The organism is Methylotenera versatilis 301 (assembly GCF_000093025.1).
Lineage (GTDB): Bacteria > Pseudomonadota > Gammaproteobacteria > Burkholderiales > Methylophilaceae > Methylotenera > Methylotenera versatilis.
In genome coordinates, this window is the sequence record NC_014207.1 from 337,688 (window position 1) to 357,214 (window position 19,527).

Annotated in this window: 26 protein-coding genes; 25 read left to right on the plus strand and 1 reads right to left on the minus strand. The window is 42.7% G+C overall.

From position 1 onward, the window contains the following. The first annotated feature begins 92 nt into the window (after positions 1-92). The 19 genes from M301_RS01535 (at position 93) to tatC (ending at position 13,448) form a co-directional block, all read left to right on the plus strand. A complete protein-coding gene (locus M301_RS01535; RefSeq protein ID WP_013147000.1) occupies positions 93-1,010 on the plus strand; it encodes an ABC transporter ATP-binding protein in 918 nt (305 codons plus the stop codon). Further along, positions 1,007-1,789: an ABC transporter permease gene (locus M301_RS01540; protein ID WP_013147001.1), complete on the plus strand. Its 783-nt coding sequence runs from the start codon at positions 1,007-1,009 to the stop codon at positions 1,787-1,789. Before M301_RS01535 ends, M301_RS01540 begins: the two co-directional genes overlap by 4 nt. A 20-nt stretch (positions 1,790-1,809) precedes the next feature. Next, the gene (locus M301_RS01545; RefSeq protein WP_013147002.1) at positions 1,810-2,055 is read left to right on the plus strand and encodes a BolA family protein; all 246 of its coding nucleotides are present in this window, start codon (positions 1,810-1,812) and stop codon (positions 2,053-2,055) included. A 77-nt stretch (positions 2,056-2,132) separates the two neighbouring features. Beyond that, the gene (gene grxD, locus M301_RS01550; RefSeq protein ID WP_013147003.1) at positions 2,133-2,444 is read left to right on the plus strand and encodes a Grx4 family monothiol glutaredoxin; all 312 of its coding nucleotides are present in this window, start codon (positions 2,133-2,135) and stop codon (positions 2,442-2,444) included. Then, complete coding sequence (gene murA, locus M301_RS01555; RefSeq protein WP_013147004.1) at positions 2,445-3,707, plus strand: UDP-N-acetylglucosamine 1-carboxyvinyltransferase; 1,263 nt, start codon at positions 2,445-2,447, stop codon at positions 3,705-3,707. A gap of 2 nt (positions 3,708-3,709) precedes the next feature. Next, entirely contained in the window at positions 3,710-4,354 is a 645-nt protein-coding gene (gene hisG, locus M301_RS01560) for an ATP phosphoribosyltransferase (protein WP_013147005.1), read from the plus strand. Positions 4,355-4,394: 40 nt separating this feature from the next. Continuing rightward, positions 4,395-5,693, plus strand: a complete 1,299-nt coding sequence (gene hisD, locus M301_RS01565; RefSeq protein ID WP_013147006.1) for a histidinol dehydrogenase — start codon at positions 4,395-4,397, stop codon at positions 5,691-5,693. A gap of 6 nt (positions 5,694-5,699) precedes the next feature. Then, a complete protein-coding gene (gene hisC, locus M301_RS01570; RefSeq protein WP_013147007.1) occupies positions 5,700-6,767 on the plus strand; it encodes a histidinol-phosphate transaminase in 1,068 nt (355 codons plus the stop codon). Between the two features lie 228 nt (positions 6,768-6,995). Continuing rightward, on the plus strand, positions 6,996-7,886 hold the full coding sequence (hxlA, locus tag M301_RS01575) for a 3-hexulose-6-phosphate synthase (RefSeq protein WP_013147008.1): 891 nt from the start codon (positions 6,996-6,998) through the stop codon (positions 7,884-7,886). A gap of 239 nt (positions 7,887-8,125) precedes the next feature. Continuing rightward, entirely contained in the window at positions 8,126-8,713 is a 588-nt protein-coding gene (hisB, locus tag M301_RS01580; protein ID WP_013147009.1) for an imidazoleglycerol-phosphate dehydratase HisB, read from the plus strand. Positions 8,714-8,762: 49 nt separating this feature from the next. Next, the gene (hisH, locus tag M301_RS01585; RefSeq protein ID WP_013147010.1) at positions 8,763-9,422 is read left to right on the plus strand and encodes an imidazole glycerol phosphate synthase subunit HisH; all 660 of its coding nucleotides are present in this window, start codon (positions 8,763-8,765) and stop codon (positions 9,420-9,422) included. A gap of 85 nt (positions 9,423-9,507) precedes the next feature. Beyond that, entirely contained in the window at positions 9,508-10,251 is a 744-nt protein-coding gene (hisA, locus tag M301_RS01590; RefSeq protein WP_013147011.1) for a 1-(5-phosphoribosyl)-5-[(5-phosphoribosylamino)methylideneamino]imidazole-4-carboxamide isomerase, read from the plus strand. Beyond that, positions 10,241-11,005 (plus strand): imidazole glycerol phosphate synthase subunit HisF, encoded by a 765-nt coding sequence (gene hisF / locus M301_RS01595; RefSeq protein WP_013147012.1) that lies wholly within the window; start codon positions 10,241-10,243, stop codon positions 11,003-11,005. The genes hisA and hisF overlap by 11 nt, the downstream gene beginning before the upstream one ends. After that, positions 11,002-11,388 (plus strand): phosphoribosyl-AMP cyclohydrolase, encoded by a 387-nt coding sequence (gene hisI / locus M301_RS01600; RefSeq protein ID WP_013147013.1) that lies wholly within the window; start codon positions 11,002-11,004, stop codon positions 11,386-11,388. Before hisF ends, hisI begins: the two co-directional genes overlap by 4 nt. Further along, a complete protein-coding gene (locus tag M301_RS01605) occupies positions 11,381-11,710 on the plus strand; it encodes a phosphoribosyl-ATP diphosphatase (RefSeq protein ID WP_013147014.1) in 330 nt (109 codons plus the stop codon). Before hisI ends, M301_RS01605 begins: the two co-directional genes overlap by 8 nt. Beyond that, a complete protein-coding gene (locus M301_RS01610; RefSeq protein ID WP_013147015.1) occupies positions 11,710-12,048 on the plus strand; it encodes a histidine triad nucleotide-binding protein in 339 nt (112 codons plus the stop codon). The genes M301_RS01605 and M301_RS01610 overlap by 1 nt, the downstream gene beginning before the upstream one ends. Positions 12,049-12,069: 21 nt before the next feature. After that, positions 12,070-12,276, plus strand: a complete 207-nt coding sequence (gene tatA, locus M301_RS01615) for a Sec-independent protein translocase subunit TatA (protein ID WP_013147016.1) — start codon at positions 12,070-12,072, stop codon at positions 12,274-12,276. A 5-nt stretch (positions 12,277-12,281) separates the two neighbouring features. Beyond that, complete coding sequence (gene tatB, locus M301_RS01620; protein ID WP_013147017.1) at positions 12,282-12,698, plus strand: Sec-independent protein translocase protein TatB; 417 nt, start codon at positions 12,282-12,284, stop codon at positions 12,696-12,698. Positions 12,699-12,704: 6 nt separating this feature from the next. Next, entirely contained in the window at positions 12,705-13,448 is a 744-nt protein-coding gene (tatC, locus tag M301_RS01625) for a twin-arginine translocase subunit TatC (protein WP_013147018.1), read from the plus strand. A gap of 33 nt (positions 13,449-13,481) precedes the next feature. Here tatC and M301_RS01630 read toward each other — a convergent pair whose 3' ends face one another. Then, entirely contained in the window at positions 13,482-14,666 is a 1,185-nt protein-coding gene (locus M301_RS01630) for a Do family serine endopeptidase (protein ID WP_013147019.1), read from the minus strand. Between the two features lie 175 nt (positions 14,667-14,841). Here M301_RS01630 and M301_RS01635 point away from each other — a divergent pair, with 175 nt between their 5' ends. The 6 genes from M301_RS01635 (at position 14,842) to M301_RS01660 (ending at position 19,493) form a co-directional block, all read left to right on the plus strand. After that, entirely contained in the window at positions 14,842-15,591 is a 750-nt protein-coding gene (locus M301_RS01635; RefSeq protein ID WP_013147020.1) for a Nif3-like dinuclear metal center hexameric protein, read from the plus strand. Positions 15,592-15,775: 184 nt separating this feature from the next. Then, on the plus strand, positions 15,776-16,414 hold the full coding sequence (gene petA / locus M301_RS01640; RefSeq protein ID WP_013147021.1) for a ubiquinol-cytochrome c reductase iron-sulfur subunit: 639 nt from the start codon (positions 15,776-15,778) through the stop codon (positions 16,412-16,414). Between the two features lie 2 nt (positions 16,415-16,416). Next, the gene (locus M301_RS01645) at positions 16,417-17,727 is read left to right on the plus strand and encodes a cytochrome b (protein ID WP_013147022.1); all 1,311 of its coding nucleotides are present in this window, start codon (positions 16,417-16,419) and stop codon (positions 17,725-17,727) included. Positions 17,728-17,731: 4 nt separating this feature from the next. Beyond that, entirely contained in the window at positions 17,732-18,454 is a 723-nt protein-coding gene (locus M301_RS01650; RefSeq protein ID WP_013147023.1) for a cytochrome c1, read from the plus strand. Position 18,455: 1 nt separating this feature from the next. Next, the gene (locus M301_RS01655; RefSeq protein WP_013147024.1) at positions 18,456-19,055 is read left to right on the plus strand and encodes a glutathione S-transferase N-terminal domain-containing protein; all 600 of its coding nucleotides are present in this window, start codon (positions 18,456-18,458) and stop codon (positions 19,053-19,055) included. 15 nt (positions 19,056-19,070) lie between these two features. Next, the gene (locus tag M301_RS01660; protein ID WP_013147025.1) at positions 19,071-19,493 is read left to right on the plus strand and encodes a ClpXP protease specificity-enhancing factor; all 423 of its coding nucleotides are present in this window, start codon (positions 19,071-19,073) and stop codon (positions 19,491-19,493) included. Positions 19,494-19,527 lie beyond the last annotated feature (34 nt).

The following is a 19,527-nucleotide window of genomic DNA, read 5'->3' on the forward strand; positions in this document are numbered from 1 at the left end:
ACGGCTTGTTCATGAACAAGCCGTAATTCATTTAATAGATGGTTAAAAAATCTCAAATTAACTTAACTTATAAGTTGTGATCCAAGTCAAAGATGAAACCAGCAATTCAAATTAATGGCGTACATAAGAGTTTTGGCGGCTTACAAGCCCTAAAAGGCGTCGATTTAACCATTGCCCAAGGCGAGTTTTTTGCATTGCTTGGGCCAAATGGCGCAGGTAAATCAACCTTAATCAGTATTCTGGCTGGCTTAATCAAACCGAGTGCGGGTAATATTTCTGTCATGGGTTTTGATGTGGTCAATCAATATCAGCAAGCTCGGCAATTGCTTGGCATTGTGCCGCAAGAGTTAGTGTTTGATCCATTTTTTAATGTACGTGAAATGCTGCGATTTCAAGCGGGCTATTTCGGACGTGGGCCGGAAAATGATGCATGGGTTGATGAGATTCTCGAAGGTCTAGGATTGACCGAAAAAGCGCATGTCAATATGCGTAAGCTTTCTGGCGGCATGAAGCGTCGTGCGTTGATTGCGCAAGCTTTGGCGCATAAACCGCCAGTGATAGTGCTGGATGAGCCGACTGCAGGCGTAGATGTTGAACTTCGCCAAATGATGTGGGAATTTATCAAAAAGCTGAACCGTGAAGGCCATACCATTGTTCTCACCACGCACTATTTAGAAGAAGCTGAAACCTTGTGCAGCCGCGTGGGCATGATGAAGCAAGGTGAAATCGTAGCCTTAGATAGCACCGCTAATTTGCTGAATAAGTTTGCTGGTAAGCAGTTGCGCTTGACGCTAGGCAATGTGAGTTTGCCTGCCAATATTCAAGTTTTATTGCGTAATCAAGAAAATGGAATCTACACTTTTGCCTTAAGCGACATGACGCAAATCGAATTGGTGTTATCGTCATTGCGTGCTGCGGAAATTAAGGTGTTGGATATGCAATTGAATGAAGCCGATTTGGAGGATGTGTTCATGTCCTTGGTCGGTGTGTCATCTGTGAGTAAATCATGATTAACAATTCATACTTAAGCTCTTTTCGAGGCCCGTGGACGCTCTTGAAGAAAGAGTTGCTCCGTTTTTGGCGTGTTGCGTTTCAAACGGTAGCTGCACCTGTTATTACGGCTTTGCTATATCTGCTTATTTTTTCTCATGCGCTGGAAAGTCATGTGCATGTTTATGATGGCGTACCTTACACCTCATTCTTGGTGCCGGGTTTAATCATGATGTCCGTGCTGCAAAACGCCTTTGCGAATAGCTCTTCTAGCCTAATTCAATCAAAAGTGATGGGCAATCTTGTCTTTGTGTTGCTAACGCCACTCACGCATTTACAGTTTTTTATCGCATTCTTGTTTGCGGCGATTATTCGCGGCTTAGTAGTGGGCTTAGGTATTTATTTAGTCGCTATGTGGTTTGTGGATATACACGTGACTAATTTCTGGATGGTATTTGCTTTCGCCTTGCTGGGAAGCGCGCTGCTCGGTACGTTTGGCATCATTGCTGGCATATGGGCTGATCGATTTGATCAAATGGCAGCATTCCAAAACTTTATTATCATGCCTTTATCGTTTCTATCCGGCGTGTTTTACTCCATACATTCGCTACCACCTTTTTGGCAAAAGTTGTCACAACTGAATCCATTCTTCTACATGATAGACGGGTTTAGATACGGTTTCTTTGGTAAAGGTGATGTGTCACCACTAATTAGCTTGTCTATTGTTGGCGCTTCTTTCTTAGTGTTAGCAATGATTACGCTAAAAATGTTAAAATCAGGCTATAAATTAAGAGCTTAAGAATTAAGGAAACAATTAAATTGCTAAGTGCACAACAGTTAGAGGCTTACATCACGCAAAATCTGGCCTGCGAATATATTAAAGTACTAGGCGATGATGGCACGCATTTTGAGTCAGTTATCGTGAGCAGTGCCTTTGTCGGTAAAAGTATGGTGCAACAGCATCAGCTCGTTTACACAGCGCTGGGCGATAGAATGCGCTCAGAAATTCATGCGCTTTCGATGAAAACATATACGCCAGAACAATGGAATAAGCAGTCTGCTTAAACAGACGCAGCAAGCTTGCAAATGGTAAGCAGGCAATTAAAGACAAATAAATTAAATACAAAGTAATGGAGAAGCAAATGGACGCACAGGCAAGAATTAAAGAAACAGTAAGCACCAACCCAGTAGTGCTTTACATGAAAGGTAACCCTAAATTTCCGCAATGTGGTTTTTCAAACTTGGCGACGCAAATTTTAGATGCATGCCAAGCAAAATATATTTCAGTGGATGTATTGCAAGACCAAGAAGTGCGTGAAGGCATCAAGCAATTCGCTAATTGGCCAACTATTCCACAGCTTTACATCAATGGCGAGTTTGTCGGTGGTTCAGACATCATGCGTGCTATGTACGAGAGTGGTGAACTTCAAACGATGCTAAATGCGGTTAAATAATTGGAAAAGCTAATCATACAAGGCGGTAGTCGCCTCAATGGTGAAGTCACCATCTCTGGCGCAAAAAATGCCGCTTTGCCAATTTTATGCGCATCACTATTAGCTGAGACGCCGTTGCATTTAAGTAGTATTGCAGCGCTAAAAGACATCGACACGACTATAAAACTGCTCGATATGATGGGCGTTAAAATTACACGCAATACTAGCGAAGTGACTTTAGATGCCAGTGACGTGACTTCTTTTGAAGCCACTTACGAAATGGTGAAAACCATGCGTGCATCAATTTTGGTGTTAGGTCCGTTATTGGCGCGCTTTGGTACTGCGCGTGTCTCATTGCCGGGCGGATGTGCAATTGGTTCACGCCCAGTTGATTTGCACATCAAAGGCTTGCAAGCCATGGGTGCTGCGATTCATATTACACATGGGTATATTCAAGCGAGTACTTTGCATTTACCTAATCGTCGTTTGCAAGGCGCGCGTTACTATATGGACATGGTCACTGTGACCGGTACGGAAAATCTCATGATGGCTGCGGCATTAGCAGAAGGCACAACCGTGTTGGAGAATGCTGCTAAAGAGCCTGAGGTGGTCGACTTAGCGGAGATGCTCATTAAAATGGGCGCAAAAATCACGGGAGCTGGTACTGATGTCATCACGATTGTAGGCGTTGAGAAGCTGAATGGCACAACACATAACGTTGTGTGTGACCGTATCGAAGCAGGTACTTATATGGTAGCTGCTGCGATGACAGGTGGCGAGGTTAAGTTACTCAATGCGCGTGCTGACTTGCTAGATGCTGTCATTGAAAAACTGCGCGACGCGGGTGCAACTGTCACGAGTGATGCAAACAGCATTACCGTAAAAAGTGATGGTAAGCTTAAAGCAGTGAATATCCGCACAGCACCACACCCAGCTTTTCCAACAGATATGCAAGCGCAGTTTATGGCGCTTAATGTTATAGCTGAAGGCGTTTCAAAAGTGACTGAAACCATTTTTGAAAATCGTTTTATGCACGTACAAGAAATGCAACGTATGGGCGCAGATATTAGTATTGATGGCAATACAGCGCTAGTCAAAGGCATTGAGTTCTTAGATGGCGCCACGGTCATGGCAACAGACTTGCGCGCTTCTGCAAGTTTAGTGCTAGCAGGCTTGGTTGCACGTGGGGAGACGGTCATTGAACGCATTTACCATCTAGACCGCGGTTACGAACACTTAGAAGCCAAATTAAATGCGCTAGGCGCGAACGTAAAAAGAGTTTAAACATGATTACCATTGCCCTCTCAAAAGGTCGTATCTTTGAAGAAACCACGCCTCTCTTGGCAGCGGCGGGTATACATCCAGCAGAAGATCCTGAGTCATCACGCAAACTAATTATCGGCACCAATCGTGAAGATGTACGTTTGATTATTGTTCGTGCGAGTGATGTCCCGACTTATGTGCAATATGGCGCTGCTGATTTAGGTATTGCAGGTAAAGATGTGCTTGATGAGCATGGTGGCGATGGCATGTATCAGCCGATTGACCTGCAAATTGCTAAGTGCAAAATGATGGTAGCAGTGCGTGAAGACTTTGATTATTTCGCGTCGATTCGAAGTGGTGCGCGTTTAAAAGTAGTGACTAAATATGTCAAAACCGCGCGTGAACACTTTGCGGCAAAAGGCATGCATGTGGATTTGATTAAGCTTTACGGCTCAATGGAACTAGGTCCTTTGGTCGGTTTGGCGGATGTGATTGTCGATTTAGTCAGTACAGGTGGAACTTTACGTGCAAATAACCTCAAAGCTGTAGAGGAAGTTGGCGATATCAGCTCAAGACTTGTTGTAAATCAAGCTTCGCTTAAGTTGAATAGAGGTAAAATTCAACCCATCATGGATGCGTTTACAAACGCAATTGCATCCAGAGCTTAGATTAAGCACATTAGATTTAGATTAAATATAGGTCAATAGTATGAAAATAAGACGTTTTTCTACCACAGATGTAGATTTCGATAGTAATTTAAAAGCCTTACTAGCCTTTGAAACTGCGCAAGATGACAGTATTGATATCGTAGTTGCCGATATTCTTAAAGACGTTAAAAAGCGCGGTGATGCTGCAGTTTTGGAGTACACCAACCGCTTTGATAAAACGAGTGCGAGCAGCTTAGCTGAGTTGGAAATTAGCCAAGCTGAGCTAACTGCTGCATTGAATGGTTTGCCAGTAGATCAACGTGAGGCTCTAAAAACTGCCGCAGACCGTGTGCGTACTTACCACGAAAAGCAACTGATGTCTTCTTGGAGTTATACCGAAGCTGACGGTACTTTACTTGGTCAACAAGTGACTTCGTTAGACCGTGTAGGTTTATATGTGCCAGGAGGCAAAGCGGCTTATCCATCATCTGTGTTGATGAATGCAATTCCCGCCAAAGTAGCGGGTGTTAAAGAACTTATCATGGTCGTACCTACGCCAAATGGCGAGCGCAATCAGTTGGTCTTAGCCGCTGCTGCGATTTCTGGTGTAGATCGCGTATTTTGCCTAGGTGGCGCGCAAGCAGTGGGAGCTTTGGCTTACGGTACTGAAACTGTGCCACAAGTGGATAAAGTAGTTGGACCAGGTAATGCCTACGTAGCCGCCGCTAAACGTCGCGTATTCGGTGTTGTAGGCATCGATATGGTGGCAGGGCCTTCTGAGATTTTAGTGATTTGCGATGGCAAAACCAATCCAGATTGGGTGGCGATGGATTTATTTAGCCAAGCTGAACATGACGAACTAGCGCAAGCGATTCTATTAAGCCCAGATGCTGACTTTTTAGATAAGGTGAACGCCAGTATTTTGAAGTTAGTTGAAGGTATGCCGCGTAAAGATATTATTCGTACGTCATTGACAGATCGTGGCGCTTTGATTCAAGTGCGTGATTTAGAAGAGGCTGCAGAAATCTGTAACTACATTGCACCTGAGCATTTGGAATTATCTATGGATGAGCCGCTAGCATTCAGCAAAACCATCAAGCATGCAGGTGCCATATTTATGGGTCGCAACACATGTGAGGCGCTCGGTGATTACTGCGCAGGACCAAACCATGTATTGCCAACTTCACGTACAGCACGCTTCTCATCACCATTAGGTGTATATGATTTCCAAAAGCGCTCAAGCTTAATTATGGTGTCGGCTGAAGGCGCTCAAACGTTAGGAAAAGTAGCCGCAACCTTGGCTTATGGAGAAGGCTTGCAAGCACATGCCAGATCAGCTGAATATAGGTTAAAAAGCTAAGCCCATATGAGTAAATTTTGGAGCGATGTCGTACATAAGCTTACGCCTTATGTACCAGGTGAGCAGCCTAAGTTAGATAACCTAGTGAAACTCAATACCAATGAGAATCCTTATGGCCCTAGCCCTAAGGTGATCGCTGCGCTTAAGCTGGAAGCGGCAGATTCCTTGCGTTTATATCCAGACCCTAATTCAGATGCGCTCAAAGCGGCAATTGCTGAAGTGCATCATTTGCAGGCTAAGCAAGTGTTTGTCGGTAATGGTTCAGATGAAGTCTTAGCGCATGTGTTTCAAGCGCTGTTAAAACATAGTCGACCATTGTTGTTTCCAGACATTACCTACAGCTTCTACCCAGTATATTGCGGTTTGTATGACATTGAATATCAAACAATCCCTTTGGCGGAAGATTTTTCAATCAACATTGACGATTACGATCAGCCAAACGGAGGCATCATATTTCCAAATCCGAATGCGCCTACAGGTGTTCCTCTATCGTTAGCGACCATTGAGAAGCTGCTGAAAAAGAATACGCAGTCAGTTGTGGTGATTGATGAAGCGTACGTGGATTTTGGTACCGAGTCAGCGGTGAGCTTGATTAATACTTACCCTAATTTGTTGGTGACACATACTTTATCTAAAGCACGTTCATTGGCTGGCTTGCGTGTTGGATATGCCTTAGGCCATCCAGACTTAATCGAAGCATTGATCCGCGTGAAGGATAGTTTTAATTCTTATCCTATAGACCGCTTTGCTTCTGCTGGCGCTATTGCTGCTATGCAAGATACGGCATATTTTGAAGAAACGTGCAGCAAAGTCATTGCAACACGTGTAGCGCTGATTAAAGATTTAACCCAGCTGGGTTTCGATGTGCTGCCATCAGGTGCAAACTTTATTTTTGCTAAGCATCAAGTAAAAGATGGTGCAGAGCTGACGGCCTTGCTCCGTCAGAAAAATGTTATTGTGCGCCATTTTAAATCACCAAGTCGGGTTGCACCTTACTTGCGCATCACAATCGGAACTGAAGCTCAGTCAACAGCCCTCATCGACACACTGACAGAAATACTTTTAGCTGCTTAGGTAAACAAAAAAAACTAATTTAATCAATATTATTCGCTATATTTCAGTGATGAAATGCTACAAAATCACTAAAACATTAAAAATAAGCAAAAAAAGTTTTTAATTTCACATTAAGTGCGTGTTATTATCGCGAAATGTGTGTTTTTCTACACAATAAAAAATTAACTCACTTTGTATTTTTAATCTAAATAAGTCACTTATGATTTATTTTTAGTTGGAGGATGTAGCATGGCTCAAACCCAAATGGCATTAGATTCATTAGATTTCGACGGTACCGTCGCTTTAGCAACCAAAGTTGCTCCACACGTAGATATTTTGGAAATTGGTACACCTTGCATTAAGCATAACGGTATCAAATTGTTGGAAGTTTTACGCGCTAAGTTCCCAAACAATAAAATTTTGGTTGACTTGAAAACAATGGATGCTGGTTTCTATGAAGCTGAGCCATTCTACAAAGCGGGTGCTGACATCTGTACAGTTCTAGGTACTGCTGATATCGGTACAATCAAAGGCGTAATCGATGTTGCTAACAAATACGGCAAAAAAGCTCAAGTTGACTTGATCAACGTTGCTGATAAAAAAGCACGTACTATTGAAGTGGCTAAATTAGGCGCACACATCATTGGCGTTCACACTGGTTTAGATCAACAAGCTGCTGGTCAAACACCATTCAATGACTTAGGTATGGTTGCTGCTTTAAACCTGGGCGTTGACATTTCAGTTGCTGGTGGCGTTAAAGCTGCTACGACGCAACAAGTTAAAGATGCTGGCGCAACTATCATTGTTGCTGGTGCTGCTATCTACGGTGCTGCTGATCCTGCTGCTGCTGCTGCTGAAATTACCGCAATCGCTCACGGCGGTGCTGCTAGTGCTGGCGGTGCTAAGAAATTCTTACCATGGATCATTGGCGCTGCTGTTTTAGTATTGTTATTTACTTTACTAGGTGGCAAAAAACCAGAAGCTACTGAAGCTCCTGTTGTTGAAGCTCCTGCTGCAACAGCACCTGCTGCTGAAGCGGCACCTGCACCAGCGGCTGAAGTTACTGCTCCTGCAGAAGCTGCTGCACCAGCTCCAGAAGCGGCTCCAGCTGCGGAAGCTGCACCAGAAGCTGCTAAATAATTATTTGTTACTAAGTGATTAAAATGTAACTAAGTAGTTAGCTTAAGCTGATGAATATGAAGCCTAGTTAAGATATTGTTATCTTGCTAGGCTTTGTTGTTTCTTAGGCTTGTGTGGTCATAATCTAACAAATATAAAATGTTGTTAGCTTTAATGTATTCAAAAAAACCAATAGCATCTGGTTTAGGTTAAAATATTTACTTATCAATTTATATGCACTTTAGCTTAAGTGATTCAATATGCGCTCTGCAGAAGTAGTTAGAAATACCTTAGAAACACAAATCACAGTCGCCATTAATTTAGATGGTACTGGCGTTTCACAATTCAGTACTGGTTTAGGCTTTCTCGACCACATGTTAGACCAAATCGCCCGTCATGGCATGATGGATATTAGCGTAAACGCTAAAGGTGATTTGCACATAGATGCTCATCATACGGTTGAAGACATTGGCATTACCCTTGGGCAAGCTTTTACTAAGGCAATAGGCGATAAAAAAGGCATACGTCGCTATGGTCATGCTTATGTGCCGTTGGATGAGGCTTTGTCACGTGTAGTGCTCGATATTTCTGGACGACCAGGTTTAGAATTTGGTTGTGTGTTTACACGCGCTTCAATTGGCGAATTCGATGTTGATTTAATTCATGAGTTCTTCCAAGGCTTTGTGAATCATGCCAATGTTACTTTGCATATTGATAATCTTAAAGGTCATAACGCCCATCATCAAGCCGAAACGATTTTTAAAGCGTTTGGCCGTGCATTGCGCGTAGCAGTTGAGCTAGATTCACGCATGGCAGGCATTATGCCATCCACCAAAGGAAGTTTATAAAACTAAAGCCCTTGTAACGCTTTAGCGGCAACCCCATGAAAATTGTAGTATGAAAAAAATTGATATAGCAGTGGTTGATTATGGCATGGGCAATTTGCGCTCAGTGTCTAAAGCATTAGAGCATGTCGCACCCAACAAAAACGTACTGGTGACTAGCAACCCTGCTGATATAGAAAATGCCGATCGCATTGTGTTTCCAGGTCAAGGCGCGATGCCGGATTGTATCCGTGAATTAGATGCTCGTGGTCTGCGTAGTTCAGTCATGCATGCTGCAAGTAACAAGCCATTTCTAGGGATTTGCATTGGCTTGCAAATGCTGTTTGAACATTCTGAAGAAGGCGACGCAGCTGGATTAGGTTTGTTTAAGGGTAATGTGAAACGCTTTGCAACAGTTGATATGCATGACGAGAACGGCGAAAAGTTAAAAGTGCCACATATGGGTTGGAATCAGGTTTATCAAAACCGTAACCAACAATCAGCAACGCATGCGCTATGGAATAACATAGAAGACGGTGCGCGTTTTTACTATGTGCACAGTTATTATGTGCAGCCTGATGATACAAGCATCATCGGTGGTTACAGCGAGTATCCCAAACAGTTTACTAGCGCGATAGCGCAGGATAATTTGTTCGCAGTGCAGTTTCACCCAGAAAAAAGTGCAACGGCAGGCTTGCAAATGTTAAGCAATTTCGTAAACTGGTTACCTTAAATAAATGTAACTCTGAAGTTATTTTTACAATATTTTTTAATCGCTTAATTTCAATTATTATCAAATAAATCAATATCAAATCATTATGTTAATTATCCCAGCAATTGATCTTAAAGATGGCCACTGTGTAAGACTAAAACAAGGCTTAATGGAAGAGTCCACCGTATTTTCTGAAGACCCAGGTGCCATGGCACGCCATTGGGTAGACAGTGGTGGTAAACGCTTACATTTGGTCGATTTAAATGGTGCATTTGCAGGTAAGCCTGTCAATGAAGCCGCGATTAAATCTATTGTTCGCGCAGTTGGAGGTGAAATTCCTATTCAACTCGGTGGCGGTATTCGCGACCTTGAAACCATAGAGCGCTATTTAGATAACGGCATTGACTATGTGATTATCGGCACCGCGGCGGTAAAGAACCCAGGTTTCTTGCATGAGGCTTGTGATGCGTTTCCTGGTCAGATTATCGTCGGCTTAGATGCAAAAGAAGGCAAAGTTGCTGTGGATGGGTGGTCAAAATTGACAGGGCATGATGTGATTGATTTAGCGAAAAAATTCGAAGGTTATGGCGTCAGTTCAATCGTCTATACCGACATAGGTCGTGATGGCATGCTAACCGGCGTCAATATTGAGGCGACTGTTGCTTTAGCGCAAGCATTAACAATTCCAGTGATTGCTTCTGGCGGTGTGACTAACTTAGACGACGTGCGTAAACTTTGCGCAGTGGCTAGTGAAGGTATTATCGGTACGATTACTGGACGAGCAATTTATGAAGGTGCGCTTGATTTCGCTGCGGCGCAACAACTTGCGGATGAATTAAGTGCTCGCTAAACGCATTATTCCATGTCTAGATGTGACTAATGGGCGCGTAGTTAAAGGTATTAATTTCTTAGAGTTGCGCGATGCAGGTGATCCTGTTGAGATTGCTAAACGCTATGACGACCAAGGCGCCGATGAACTCACGTTTTTAGATATTACTGCCAGTTCTGATAACCGTGGATTGATTCTGCATATTATTGAAGAGGTCGCTTCTCAAGTTTTTATTCCATTAACAGTCGGCGGCGGCGTGCGTGAAGTTGAAGATGTGCGCAGATTGTTAAATGCGGGTGCAGATAAAGTCAGTATTAACACAACTGCAGTGCTTAACCCACAAATGGTGCAAGATGCGGCAAGTCGATTCGGTTCGCAATGTATCGTGGTTGCGATTGATGCTAAAAAAGTAGATAACCAGCCGTTTGAGTGGGAAGTGTTTACTCACGGCGGACGCAAGGCGACAGGTTTAGATGCGGTTAAATGGGCTGAGTACATGGCTAAACTGGGCGCTGGTGAGTTGTTAGTCACTAGTATGGACAGAGATGGCACAAAAATTGGCTTCAATAATCCATTGAATAAAGCCATTTCAAATGCGGTCGATGTACCGATTATTGCCTCTGGCGGCGTGGGCAATTTGCAGCACTTGGTTGATGGCGTAAAAGAAGGTGGCGCTGATGCTGTGCTGGCAGCGAGTATTTTTCACTATGGAGAATATACCGTTAAGCAAGCCAAAGAGTATATGCAGAGAAATGGTATTGAGGTAAGGCTTTGAGTTGGTTAGATGACATTAGCTGGGACGCAAATGGTCTTGTGCCTGTCATTGCGCAAGAGCACGACACAGGGCGCATACTTATGTTTGCATGGATGAATCGTGAGGCCTTGCAGCTGACCAATGACAGTAAGCAAGCAGTTTATTGGTCACGTTCACGCAATAAACTGTGGCGCAAGGGTGAAGAATCTGGTCATGTACAACGTGTGCATGAGATTCGCTTAGATTGTGATGAAGACGTCATTCTGATTAATGTAGAACAAGTCGGTGGTATTGCTTGTCATACAGGACGACATAACTGTTTTTTTAAAAAATTAGAGAATGGCGAGTGGCTTATAGATCAGCCTGTTATCAAAAGTCCGGATGAAATATATAAACATGAGTGACACTTTAAACCGATTGGCTGAATTGTTGGAGCAGCGTAAGAGCGCTGACCCACAAACTTCTTATGTGGCTAAACTGTATGCTAAAGGCATGGACAGCATACTCAAAAAAGTCGGCGAAGAGGCCGCTGAAACCATTATTGCGGCGAAGAATGGCGATAATGAGCATCTTATCTATGAAACTGCAGATTTATGGTTTCATACATTGGTGATGTTGGCGCAGGCGGGTTTAAAGCCTCAAGATATCTTGGATGAGCTGGCCAGGCGTGAAGGTCTCTCAGGCTTAGAAGAAAAAGCTTCTAGAGCGGAAGAAGGCGCAAAATAATGAGTGACGATTGCATCTTTTGTAAGATAGTCAACGGTACTATTCCAGCAAAGAAAATCTATGAAGATGAGGATGTCATTGCCTTTAATGACATTAACCCATCAGCTAGAGTGCATTTTTTGATTGTGCCTAAACTGCATATTGAAAGTCTGGCTAGTTGTGAAGCGCAGCATCAAGCTTTGCTTGGAAAAATGCTATTACTTGCGCCGAAACTTGCAAAAGAGCAAGGTTTGGCTGGTTTCAAAACGCTCATCAATACAGGTAAAGATGGCGGTCAGTTAGTATTTCATATTCATATACATGTGCTGGGTGGCGGTAATGCGCCACTTAAAGTTTAATTATATTTCTGGAGAATTATCATGGGTTCATTTAGCATTTGGCATTGGTTAATTGTATTGTTGATCGTGGTATTAGTATTCGGAACTAAAAAGCTTAAAAATATTGGTGGCGATGTAGGTGGCGCGGTCAATGAGTTCAAAAAAGCTATGCGTGATGACAAGGTCACCGATAACAAAGAGACTGGTAATACTATCGAAGCTGAAGTGACGAACAAAACTAAGCAATAACGGATATGTTTGATGTTTCCTTCTCAGAGTTAATCGTTATTGCTGTGGTGGCTCTGATCGTAATCGGTCCAGAGAAGCTGCCAAAGGTGGCTCGTACGCTAGGCGCGATTGCAGGTCGCATGCAGCGATATGTGGCGCAAGTGAAAGAGGAAGTGAATCGAGAAGTACGCTTTCAAGAGTTGCAACAGTTGCAGCAAGAGATTCAAGATACGGTCACTAAAACCAAAGAGACTATTGAATCAAGCGTGCAAGGTGGTATAGATGCAATTTCTAAGGATGTTTCTGAGTTCAAATTAGAAGCTACTAATCCGAAAACACCAGAGTTACAACCCACGGTTGTGAATTCTGCTGATATTAAATCTACGGATACAAAACCTAAAGTCAAAAGAACGCGCGCCAAAAAAATCTCAACTACAGAATAAACGCTAGTGACCCCTACAGATAACTTCATTTCACACTTAATTGAATTGCGCGACCGCTTATTGCGCATCGTGCTAGGTTTTATTCTTGTATTCATCGGATTTTTTCCGTTTGCAAACAAGATTTACGCGCTACTCGCAGCCCCTTTGCTAAGTAAGTTGCCGGCAGGTGGTCAAATGATTGCTACAGCGGTCACCACGCCATTCTTTGTGCCGATGAAAGTCGCGATGATGGCAGCATTTATTGTTTCACTGCCACATACCATGTATCAAGTTTGGGCATTTATAGCGCCTGGACTGTATTCGCATGAAAAGAAGTTCATGATTCCAATGATTATTGCTAGTAGCCTGCTGTTTTTAGCGGGCATGGCATTTGCATATTTTGTAGTGTTTCCGGTTGTGTTTGGGTTCATTGTAGGTTCAGCACCAAAAGGTGTTGCTGTAATGACCGATATTGGCAATTATTTAGATTTTGTCTTAACGCTGTTTTTTGCCTTTGGTTTGGCATTTCAAGTGCCGATTGCAGTGGTGATGACTGTGCGCTTTGGTTGGCTAACCGTCGCTCAGCTTAAAGAGGCGCGTGGTTACGTAGTGGTTGCCGCGTTTATCATCGGTGCGATATTTACTCCACCAGATATTATTTCTCAGTTTATGTTAGCGATGCCTATTTGGATGTTATTTGAACTTGGCTTAATTGTGGCGTCATTTACCAAGCAAACTCCAACGCAGAGCATACTGCCACCAACGTCATAAAGCTCCGTCAATAATCACAAGGTTTAGAGCCGCTTACTCTTTTTCTACTGCCGGTTTTGGTCGCTTACCAATCAATACCGCAATGTTCAGTCTTTGCTCTGCTCTCGCGATTTTGAATGTCGCTTTCTGGTTGGGCGGAAGGGCTGCAATTAAATTCAGCATATTACTTGTGTCTGCAATCGGTTTGTTGTCTATCGTTAATAGAACATCGCCAGCACGAAGTCCAGCTCTTTCGGCAGGACTATTTTTAAGCACTCCAGCGATTAACGCACCTTCCGCAGCTTTTAGTTTGAATGACTCCGCTAGCTCTGGGGTGATGTCTTGCGCCTCAATGCCGATCCAGCCTCTAGTCACATTGCCTTGGCTGACAATTTGATCCATTACTTGGCTCGCTAAAGTAGCCGGGATTGCGAAGCCGATACCCATAGAGCCGCCACTGCGAGAGTATATGGCACTGTTAATGCCCACTAAGTTACCCTCGGTATCTATCAATGCACCACCTGAGTTACCTGGGTTGATTGAGGCATCTGTTTGAATAAAGTTTTCAAAGGTATTGATGCCTAAATGGTTACGACCTAGCGCACTGATAATACCTTGCGTTACCGTTTGACCAACCCCAAATGGGTTGCCAATAGCTAAAACAACATCACCTACACTCAGTTTATCTGAGCTGGCAAAAGTGATTGCAGGTAAATTATCGGCTTCAATTTTAATTAAGGCTAAATCTGTATCAGGGTCTGTACCTACTACTTTGGCAGACATTTTACGGCCATCTGCAAGTGCGATTTCAATTTCGTCTGCTGAGGCTACTACATGATTATTCGTTAAAATTAAACCTTGTTCGCTAACGATAACTCCAGACCCTAGACTATTCTCAGGTTGAGTTTGAGTATCAGGATCATCCAATTGGTCGCCAAAAAACTGACGAAAAGCAGGATCATCCAAATATTTTTGATGAGGGTTGTCTGGCGCCTTTTTACTAGTGAAGATATTCACCACTGATGGCATCGCTTTTTTCACTGCTTGGCTATAAGACCCAACTAAACTGCCACCATTGATAGGCTCAGCCTGCTTTACCAACACCGTGCTATTAGGTTTTGCCAGCATATTTTCTAGTAAGCTAGGAAAGAAAAGCCGCAATACAAAAACCAGTGCCAAACAAACGGTGACTGTTTGAGCAAAAATGAGCCATAATTTTTTATGTAGTTGATTGTTCATTTTGGTGAGTGTAGTTGTGATATTTAGAGTAGTGGTAGAAAAGCCGCGTTCATTAAATGATCATTGTATAAATTTGAAGTTAATCTTGCGTTTGCTTGAGTAATGTCATGTACGCAATGTAATATCAGGCTATTCTAGCGAATATTCAAGGTGATGTGATAAAAAGGTCGTAAAAATGGTAAAACTGAATGAGTTACTTCATTATACCCAAGAACTCATGCAAGTTGAGCGCTTCAAAGATTACTGCCCTAATGGTCTGCAGGTAGAGGGGCGGTCAGAAGTTAATAAAATAGTGACAGGCGTGACAGCAAGCTTGGCGCTACTCGAAGCGGCTAAACAAGCTAACGCTGATTTGATTTTGGTGCACCATGGATATTTTTGGCGTAATGAAGATCCTAGAGTGGTCGGTATTAAGCGTAATCGTTTAGCTTTTTTGCTAAAAAATGACTTGAACTTAATGGCATATCATCTGCCACTCGATGCACATGCTGAGTTTGGCAACAACGTGCAGCTTGGTCAGGTGTTGGGCATAAGCTCTAGCGGCTTTGCTGGGGAATCTAAACTCATGGCTTATGGCGAGTTAGTTAAGCCTACCACGCTAGCTGCATTTGCGGCGCAAATTGAATCGACTTTGCAACGTGCGCCATTGGTCATTGGCGATCCACAAAAAATAGTGCAGAAAGTAGCTTGGTGTACGGGTGCTGCGCAGGGCTATATTGATACAGCCATTGAGCTTGGCGTAGATGTTTATATCAGCGGCGAAATTTCCGAGCAAACTACGCATCAATCAATTGAATCGGGTGTGTCATATATTTCAGCAGGGCATCATGTAACAGAACGTTATGGCGTACAAGCATTAGGCCAACATTTAGCTGAGAAATTTAATTTAATACACGAGTTTATAGATATAAAAAATCCAGTTTAGTTGTTTTATTTCAGTCACTTATAAAATAAAGCTTTAATTAACTTGTAAAGAATTGTATAATCGCAGCCTTTAATATTGCGTCATATTTTTGAGCTTCTAATTTTTTAAATGTAAAAAATATAGTTAAGCGGATTGATGTTGGCCCCCAAAAGGCAAGAATTCATAATCAGTAGCCGAGGAAATCATGTCAGACAATCACAGTGACAAGCATCAAGCTGGTTCGCAGTCGGAATCTAGTGCTTCAGTAGATCAAGAAAAGCGTAAATTTTTAATAGCAACATCTGCAGTAGGGGCGCTAGGTTGTGCTGCTGCCGCTGTACCGTTTATTGTCAGTATGACACCAAGCGAGCGTGCTAAAGCAGCTGGTGCACCAGTTGAGGTGGATATTAGTAAAATCGCCCCAGGTGAGATGATGACTACAGAGTGGCGTGGTAAGCCTGTGTGGATTATTAATCGTACTGACGAGATGACCGCTGAGCTGACAAAGCACAATGATAAGCTGTCAGATCCAAACTCTGACGTGACTTCACAGCAGCCTAGTTATTGCAAAAATCCAAGTAGGGCAATTAAGCCTAATTTGGCCGTGATTGTTGGTATTTGTACGCATTTGGGCTGTTCTCCGTCAGCGAAGTTGCAACCAAAAGGCGATATGGGTGACAGTTGGACTGGTGGCTTCTCATGCCCATGTCATGGATCTAAATTTGATTTGGCAGGACGCGTGTTAAAGGGTTCACCTGCGCCAATTAATTTGGTTGTGCCGCCATATAAATATTTAGCAGATAACACCTTGCTTATTGGTGTCGATATGGAAGAGAAAGCCTAATCATGACTAATAAAACTGAATCACAAAATAAATCAGTGTTTGCTAAAGCGCTTAGTAACGGTGTGAATTGGGTTGATGACCGTTTTCCGCTTACCAGCAACGTTAAGGCGCACTTGACTGAGTATTACGCGCCTAAAAACTTTAACTTCTGGTACTTTTTCGGCTCGCTGGCTATGTTGGTGCTGGTGTTGCAAATAGTAACAGGTATATTTTTGACTATGCATTACAAGCCTGATGCAGATTTAGCATTTGGCTCAGTGGAATACATCATGCGCGATGTGCCATGGGGTTGGCTCATTCGTTATATGCACTCTACAGGCGCTTCAATGTTCTTTGTCGTGGTTTATCTTCATATGTTCCGTGGCATTATTTATGGTTCATATCGTAATCCGCGCGAGCTTATTTGGCTATTTGGTGTGGCTATATTCTTATGTTTAATGGGTGAAGCGTTTTTCGGTTACCTATTACCATGGGGTCAGATGTCCTATTGGGGCGCGCAAGTCATTGTGAATCTGTTCTCTGCAATACCTTTTGTTGGTCCTGATGTGTCTCAGTGGTTGCGTGGTGACTTCTTGGTTTCAGATGCAACTTTAAATCGCTTCTTTGCTTTCCATGTAATTGCATTGCCAATGGTCTTGCTGGGCTTGGTTGTAGCGCACTTAATTGCCTTGCATGAAGTGGGTTCTAATAACCCAGATGGCGTTGAAATTAAGAAAAATAAGGATAAAACAACAGGTATTCCATTGGATGGTATTCCATTCCACCCTTACTACACTGTTAAAGATTTGGTGGGTGTGGTGATGTTTTTAATTGTGTTCTCAGCGATTATCTTTTTTGCACCTGAAATGGGTGGGTATTTCTTGGAAACTAATAACTTTGTTCCAGCAAACCCAATGGTAACACCGGCGCATATTGCACCTGTTTGGTATTTCACGCCTTACTACTCAATATTGCGTGCTGTTCCGCCTATATTTAACTCACAATTCCCAGGTGTGGCTGCAATGGGCTTATCTGTAATGGTGTTTGCATTATTGCCTTGGCTAGATAAGAGCCCGGTAAAGTCTATCCGCTATCGTGGGACGCTTTATAAAAAATGGTTGGCAGCATTCGTGGTTAGCTTTTTGGTGCTGGGCTACCTTGGTACTGAGCCTTCAAATATATGGGGTCAATTTGGGCCTGTGTTGGGTGGTGCTGATCGTGCAACAGTTGTTGCCCGTGTCTTTACTGTCATTTATTTTGCTTTCTTTGCCTTGATGCCTTTGTACACTAAAAAGGATAAAACTACAGCTGTACCAGAAAGGGTGACGGGCTAATATCATGAAACTTAAAAATATAATGAAAAAAGCTTTATTAGTTATAGCATTTTTACCATTAGTGGCTTTTGCTAACGAAGGTGCTCATTTAGATAAAGCACCAATCGATGCTTCAAATCATGAGTCATTGCAACGTGGTGCACGTACATTTGTTAACTATTGCTTAAATTGTCATAGTGCGAACTTTATGCGCTATAACCGATTGATGGAAATTGGTTTAACCGAGAGCCAAATTAAAGACAATTTGCTGTTCGCAGGTGAAAAAGTTGGCGATCAAATGAAGGTCTCTATGAATAAGGCGGACGCTAAGAAGTGGTTTGGTGTAGCGCCACCTGACTTGTCTGTTGAAGTGCGTGCTCGCGGTGCTGATTGGGTTTATAGCTATTTACGTGGTTTTTATCGTGATAGCACCAGCGCAACTGGATGGGGTAACTGTGTGTTTGACCCAAACACTTGTAAAGTAGCTATGCCGCACGTGCTCTACGAGTTGCAAGGCGAGCAGGAGATGAATCATGAAACACATCAACTTACACTTACAAAGCCTGGCCATATGTCGGTTGCTGAGTACGATGCTTTGGTTGGTGATTTAACAAACTATTTGGCTTATATGTCCGAGCCTGCAAAACAACAGCGCAATCATTTGGGCTGGTTTGTACTACTGTTTTTAGGGGTGTTGTTGGTGCTTACTTACAAACTCAAAAAAGCTTATTGGAAAGATATACATTAATATGATGACCTTATACTCAGGGACGACTGATCCCTACAGCCACCGTTGCCGCATTGTTTTGTTTGAAAAAGGCATGGATTTTCAAGTAATTGACGTTGACCTTGCAAACAAACCAGAAGATTTGGCAGTAATTAACCCGTATAACCAAGTGCCGGTTTTGGTTGAGCGTGATTTAGTATTATCAGAAGCTAATATTATCAATGAATATATTGATGAGCGCTTTCCTCATCCACAATTGATGCCGCCTGATCCAGTCATGCGCGCACGTGCAAGGTTGTTCTTATATAACTTTGAAAAAGAGCTGTTTGATCATATTAAAGACATTGAGTCTGGTGATGATGAGAAGGCAGATAAAGCACGTATTACTATTCGCGATAATTTGACGCAATTAGTGCCAATTTTCTCTAAACAAAATTATTTGTTAGGTGACGATTACTCAATGCTAGATGTTGCTGTAACGCCACTGTTATGGCGCTTAGGCCACTACGGTATTGATTTGCAAAACCAAGCTGCGCCAATATTAAAGTATGCAGAACGTCTATTCTCAAGACCATTGTATTCAGATGCAATGACACCTTCAGAAAAAGCGATGCGTAAGTAATGGTGCGTTAATTCAATGGCTGATTTCACCTCAACTAAACCTTATATGGTACGCGCTATACACGAATGGTGTATGGATAATGGCTGTACGCCGCATTTGCTGGTCGCGGTAGATAGTCACACCCGCGTACCTGTAGCGTATGTTAAAAATGGTGAAATTGTATTGAATGTGAACTATACGGCGACCAAAGATTTGCTGATCGATAATGAAGCTATTAGCTTTTCAGCAAGATTCGGCGGTGTTTCGCAAAACCTCTATGTACCTATGCATGCAGTAAAAGGTATTTTTGCACGTGAAAATGGTCAGGGAATGTTTTTTGAAATAGAGGACGCTTCACTTTATGCAGGTAAGGATGAGGCATCAGATGGCCAGGCAGAGCCTTCTGAAGATAAAAATGCAATAAAAAGTAAAAAACCTACATTAACTATCGTAAAGTAGGTTACTTTTTTTAAAATATCAGTATAATACGCAA

Excerpts from the sequence above, each read along its gene's own strand:
- M301_RS01535 (WP_013147000.1), top strand. The coding sequence starts at position 93 with ATGAAACCAGCAATTCAAATTAATGGCGTACATAAGAGTTTTGGCGGC.
- M301_RS01540 (WP_013147001.1), top strand. The coding sequence starts at position 1,007 with ATGATTAACAATTCATACTTAAGCTCTTTTCGAGGCCCGTGGACGCTC.
- grxD (WP_013147003.1), top strand. The coding sequence starts at position 2,133 with ATGGACGCACAGGCAAGAATTAAAGAAACAGTAAGCACCAACCCAGTA.
- hisG (WP_013147005.1), top strand. The coding sequence starts at position 3,710 with ATGATTACCATTGCCCTCTCAAAAGGTCGTATCTTTGAAGAAACCACG.
- hisD (WP_013147006.1), top strand. The coding sequence starts at position 4,395 with ATGAAAATAAGACGTTTTTCTACCACAGATGTAGATTTCGATAGTAAT.
- hisC (WP_013147007.1), top strand. The coding sequence starts at position 5,700 with ATGAGTAAATTTTGGAGCGATGTCGTACATAAGCTTACGCCTTATGTA.
- hxlA (WP_013147008.1), top strand. The coding sequence starts at position 6,996 with ATGGCTCAAACCCAAATGGCATTAGATTCATTAGATTTCGACGGTACC.
- hisB (WP_013147009.1), top strand. The coding sequence starts at position 8,126 with ATGCGCTCTGCAGAAGTAGTTAGAAATACCTTAGAAACACAAATCACA.
- hisH (WP_013147010.1), top strand. The coding sequence starts at position 8,763 with ATGAAAAAAATTGATATAGCAGTGGTTGATTATGGCATGGGCAATTTG.
- hisA (WP_013147011.1), top strand. The coding sequence starts at position 9,508 with ATGTTAATTATCCCAGCAATTGATCTTAAAGATGGCCACTGTGTAAGA.
- M301_RS01605 (WP_013147014.1), top strand. The coding sequence starts at position 11,381 with ATGAGTGACACTTTAAACCGATTGGCTGAATTGTTGGAGCAGCGTAAG.
- M301_RS01610 (WP_013147015.1), top strand. The coding sequence starts at position 11,710 with ATGAGTGACGATTGCATCTTTTGTAAGATAGTCAACGGTACTATTCCA.
- tatA (WP_013147016.1), top strand. The coding sequence starts at position 12,070 with ATGGGTTCATTTAGCATTTGGCATTGGTTAATTGTATTGTTGATCGTG.
- tatB (WP_013147017.1), top strand. The coding sequence starts at position 12,282 with ATGTTTGATGTTTCCTTCTCAGAGTTAATCGTTATTGCTGTGGTGGCT.
- M301_RS01630 (WP_013147019.1), bottom strand. The coding sequence starts at position 14,666 with ATGAACAATCAACTACATAAAAAATTATGGCTCATTTTTGCTCAAACA.
- M301_RS01635 (WP_013147020.1), top strand. The coding sequence starts at position 14,842 with ATGGTAAAACTGAATGAGTTACTTCATTATACCCAAGAACTCATGCAA.
- petA (WP_013147021.1), top strand. The coding sequence starts at position 15,776 with ATGTCAGACAATCACAGTGACAAGCATCAAGCTGGTTCGCAGTCGGAA.
- M301_RS01645 (WP_013147022.1), top strand. The coding sequence starts at position 16,417 with ATGACTAATAAAACTGAATCACAAAATAAATCAGTGTTTGCTAAAGCG.
- M301_RS01650 (WP_013147023.1), top strand. The coding sequence starts at position 17,732 with ATGAAACTTAAAAATATAATGAAAAAAGCTTTATTAGTTATAGCATTT.
- M301_RS01655 (WP_013147024.1), top strand. The coding sequence starts at position 18,456 with ATGATGACCTTATACTCAGGGACGACTGATCCCTACAGCCACCGTTGC.
- M301_RS01660 (WP_013147025.1), top strand. The coding sequence starts at position 19,071 with ATGGCTGATTTCACCTCAACTAAACCTTATATGGTACGCGCTATACAC.